Consider the following 3,517-nt stretch of genomic DNA (forward strand, 5'->3'; position numbering starts at 1 on the left):
GCGTGTAGCTTCCTGCCCCCCGAGGGGGCCGCTGCGCCTGCGGCCCGGCAAAGCCGGTTCCGCGGCCCTGCTTGCTAAGAAAGAGCGGTTTGTGATGGCCGTATCAGGTAAAAAGCGTGATTTCCGCTGGGCGGTTACAATAAGAGCTTCGGTAAAGCATCAGCTTTTTTCATCGAGGCCTTTTCCCAACAGGTTTCCTTCTCAATTGCGGCGCTTCCCAGAGCCCGAATCCACAGTGTTTTCAGTGCCCATACAGCCCTGAACCCTCTCAACACTGTTCCGTTTTTCCGGCGAGCACTATTCCCGACAGTGCCACGCATGGCTCAACCAGCCCAGCCCCTGACAAGGGCCAGGTGGGTGGACACCGAACACCCGCCGGCTTGCTCGCAAGCCGATTACTCCTTATTTATCAAGCCGGGACACATACCCGGCACGGACTTTTTATGAACGTAGATCACACCAAAATCGCGGTGGGCAAGTACCTTGTCTCACCACTGGCCAAGCAGCAAGGCGAACGCTACGCTGCATCGGTCTCCATCCGCTCAGGCAGCGGCAGCGCCACGCATGACCGTGTGATGCGCTTCAGCGGCCTTTTCGACAGTGCGGCCGCGGCCGTGCATTACGCGACGGAACATGCCCTCGGCTGGATCCACGAGCGTTCGACGCCGGCCTGCGCATAAGCCTTGCCAGCCCTTACAACAGACATCACTGACAATTTTTCCAATTCCCTAGGAGTTACATCATGGCCAAAGAAGAACTGATTGAAATGCATGGGCTGGTAGACGAAGTGTTGCCTGATTCGCGCTTTCGCGTCACGCTCGACAACGGCCATAAACTGGTGGCCTATACCTCCGGCAAGATGCGGAAAAACCATATTCGTATCCTTGCCGGCGACCAGGTGTCGCTGGAGCTCTCGCCCTACGACCTGAGCAAGGGCCGCATCACCTTCCGCCATATCGCTGGCCGCGGCCCCGGCCCGGCACCGCGCCAGGCTCGCTAAACCGGCGGCTCGTCGCGCCCCAAAAAAGCACAAAGCCCGGCAGGCGGAGAATCCTCCGTTTGCCGGGCTTTGTCGTTTTTCCCTGAACTGTGAACAGGCCCTAGCGCCGGCCGGTCGCCATGTGCTCGGTCTTCTTGTTGATCAGCACTTCGGGCTCCTGGGCCTCGACCCAGCTCTCGTTGTTGAGTCCGGCCTTTAGCCGATCCGTGTCCAGATCATTCGTCCATTTGGCGACCACTATCGTGGCCACGCCATTGCCGATCAGGTTGGTCAGCGCCCGCGCTTCCGACATAAAGCGGTCAATCCCCAGAATCAGCGCCAGCCCGGCCACAGGCACGGTACCCACCGCCGACAGCGTGGCGGCCAGCACAATGAATCCGCTGCCGGTGATGCCTGCCGCGCCTTTCGAAGTCAGCAACAGCACCGCCAGCAGCGTGAGTTCCTGCGTGAGGGTCATGGGCGTGTTGGTGGCCTGCGCGATGAACACCGCCGCCATCGTGAGATAGATCGAGGTGCCGTCCAGGTTGAACGAATAACCGGTCGGGATCACCAGGCCGACGGTGGTTTTCTTTGCGCCCAGGTTCTCCATCTTTTCCATCATGCGCGGCAGCACGGACTCGGACGACGAGGTGCCCAGCACGATCAGCAGCTCTTCCTTGATGTACTTGATGAACTTCCAGATGCTGAACCCGTGCAGGCGCGCAATGGTGCCCAACACCACGAAGATGAAGATCAGGCAGGTCGCATAGAAAGCGGCCATCAGCTTGCCGAGCGACACCAGGCTGTCCACGCCATAAGCGCCTATGGTGAAGGCCATTGCGCCGAAAGCGCCTATGGGCGCCACCTTCATGATGAAGCCGACAATGGTGAACAGTACATGCGAGGCTTTCTCGACGAAGTCGAACACCAGCGTGCCGCGCCCGCCGAAAYGGTGCAACGCGAAGCCGAACATCACCGCGATCAGCAGCACCTGCAGAATTTCACCCTTGGCGAAGGCATCCACCACGGTGGACGGAATGATGTTCATGATGAAGTCGGTCGTGCCGACCATCTTCCCGGGGCCGGTATAAGCCGCGATGGCTTTGGTGTCCAGCGTGGACACGTCGACATTCATGCCTTCGCCCGGCTTGAATACGTTGACCAGGACCAGCCCGATGATCAGCGCGAAGGTGCTGACGACTTCAAAGTACAGCAGCGCCAGGCCGCCGGTCTTGCCGACCTTCTTCATGTCCTCCATGCCGGCGATGCCGATCACGACGGTGCAGAAGATGATGGGTGCGATCATCATCTTGATGAGCTTGATGAAGCCGTCGCCCAGCGGCTTCATGAGCTTTCCGGCCTCAGGGTAAAAATGCCCCAGCAGCACACCGGCGATCACGGCGCAGATCACCTGGAAGTAAAGCGATTTGTAAAGGGGTGGCTTGCGGCTTGTCTTCGTTGTCGTTGTGCTTGTCATGGCCGGGTCGCATCAGCGAATGCGCGGGTTGTGGGGGACGGGTTCAATATAGCCCCGCCACGCGATTTGTCCATGTGGGAAACCACAGATAACAAATCTTTACGCCGCTCCGGCGCAAGCTCAGCCGGCCGGGCTGCCGCTGCCAGTACCTGAGGCCGGCGGGCGGGCCATCCACGCAATCAGTGACGAGCGCATGGCTTCCTCCACCGACATGTCGATGGGCTGTACCCACTCCGTCGGCACAAACACCGTGTAGCCGCCGATCATGTAGCCCATGGGCAAATAAACCGCAACACGCTCACCCGGAAGGAATCCGGAAGGCAGGTCGGCAAAGCTGCGACGTGTGATCAGGCCCACGATTTCCATCGCGTGCCCAGGCATGCGCAATATCACCACGCTTTGCTCGCCCTGCTTGCCCGAAGGCGAAAAGTAGTCGGCAAAACTCTTGAGCGACGAGTAGATGCTTTTGACCACCGGCAAATTGGTAAACGGCAATTCCGCGAAAGACAGCACTTTGCGCACACTTTGCTGGGATACCAGGAAGCCAATCGCCAGGATGGTCAGGATGCCGAACGCCAGACCCATGCCGGGCAGGTAAAAACTGCCGATAAGAGGGCGCAGGATCCACAGGGCGGCAGTTTCCATCCACGCCAGGAAGATATAAAGAAGGTATACCGTCAGTGCCACCGGCAGGATGGTGATGAGGCCACGAAAGAAATATTTATAGAGGCTTTTCATGGGCTTTTCGTTGGCTTTTTCGTTAAGGCGCGTTGCGCATGGTGCATTTTTCTGGCTAGCCTGCAATATAACCATTTCGCATGACGCGCCTCGCCGAGGGTTGTCGGTCTTCTCCTACATTTTTGCGGTACTAATCACTGCGATATGTCACTGTCTCGTGCTTAAACTACTGTCGCAGTGATGCCACTGCCCATTGCTGCTTCCCAAAGAAATCAATCAACCCCACAGTCTCAAGCCCAGCGCTGACATGAACCCCGACCCAGGTCTTCTTCCCGCTCACATCGTGCTTGCACCTGAGCAAGCGCCGATGCTGAAAGTTACCT

The 3,517-nt window shown here is 58.4% G+C and carries 4 protein-coding genes; 2 read left to right on the forward strand and 2 right to left on the reverse strand.

The genetic code is table 11. From position 1 onward, the window contains the following. Nucleotides 1-443: 443 nt before the first annotated feature. Both AC1D1X_RS18620 and infA read left to right on the forward strand, forming a co-directional pair. The gene (locus AC1D1X_RS18620) at nucleotides 444-680 is read left to right on the forward strand and encodes a hypothetical protein (protein WP_477668208.1); all 237 of its coding nucleotides are present in this window, start codon (nucleotides 444-446) and stop codon (nucleotides 678-680) included. 62 nt (nucleotides 681-742) lie between these two features. Then, nucleotides 743-1,000: a translation initiation factor IF-1 gene (gene infA, locus AC1D1X_RS18625; protein ID WP_092132708.1), complete on the forward strand. Its 258-nt coding sequence runs from the start codon at nucleotides 743-745 to the stop codon at nucleotides 998-1,000. A 100-nt stretch (nucleotides 1,001-1,100) separates the two neighbouring features. On the opposite strand, the gene AC1D1X_RS18630 is transcribed toward infA, so the two are convergent. Both AC1D1X_RS18630 and AC1D1X_RS18635 read right to left on the reverse strand, forming a co-directional pair. Continuing rightward, entirely contained in the window at nucleotides 1,101-2,456 is a 1,356-nt protein-coding gene (locus tag AC1D1X_RS18630; RefSeq protein ID WP_477698855.1) for a dicarboxylate/amino acid:cation symporter, read from the reverse strand. 120 nt (nucleotides 2,457-2,576) lie between these two features. Beyond that, entirely contained in the window at nucleotides 2,577-3,194 is a 618-nt protein-coding gene (locus AC1D1X_RS18635; RefSeq protein WP_477668206.1) for a DUF502 domain-containing protein, read from the reverse strand. Between the last annotated feature and the right edge of the window lie 323 nt (nucleotides 3,195-3,517).

Source organism: Polaromonas sp. P1_G4 (assembly GCF_056405475.1).